1 protein-coding gene is annotated in these 661 nt (G+C 52.6%); it reads right to left on the reverse strand.

Annotated elements, in window-relative coordinates; all coding sequences use genetic code 11:
• Window positions 1–144: 144 nt before the first annotated feature.
• On the reverse strand, window positions 145–661 hold a 517-nt coding region (locus CXQ92_RS17605), incomplete at its 5' end, for a pathogenesis-related BetVI family protein (RefSeq protein ID WP_219815797.1).

Consider the following 661-nt stretch of genomic DNA (forward strand, 5'->3'; position numbering starts at 1 on the left):
CTTGCATACTCATTATTTTTTTTTCACTTTTAGACTCGCACACATGCACAGAACATAAAGCACAGCCCCTTGCAAACCCTCTCCAGTACCATCTCCTTATTCAAACTCACACTTCATGATTAAAGCAGAAGCATATACATGCTCTCAAGCATAGGCTGTCGGGTTGGCGAGGAGGTAAGCTTCGGCAGCCTTGATGTGCTTGGTGACAGCCTCCTTCGCCTTTGCAATCTCGTCGGTCGAGGGCTGGACCCCTGGGAGAAGCTTGTAGGTCGCGACCACCTTGACGACGCAACCCCCGTTGGCTGAGGACTCGAACTTGAAGTGAGTGGCGGCTGATTCGACCTCCTTTCCCAAATTACCACCCTCCACAACAGAGCTCTTGACCTCAAACTTCTCCTCGTCCACGAACTCCAGGCGTTCCTTTATGTGGGTGAACGGCAACGCTGGGGTGAACTTGATCTCACGGAAGCTTCCAGCCTTTCCCTCTCCAGAAACAGAACCACTAGCAATGATCTCCGGCACGACCTTAGGCCCGAGGTTGTGCCAGTCGAGCATGCTGGCCTTGAAAAGACGCCCTGCGGGGACAGCGGCCTCGTCCTCGTGTTTCCAGCTTCCGGAGCTCATGTTTCCGTATCCTTTAGTAGGTGAGTTATATCTTCTC

The sequence above is a fragment of the Arthrobacter sp. SX1312 genome (assembly GCF_002929295.1).
GTDB lineage: Bacteria > Actinomycetota > Actinomycetes > Actinomycetales > Micrococcaceae > Arthrobacter_D.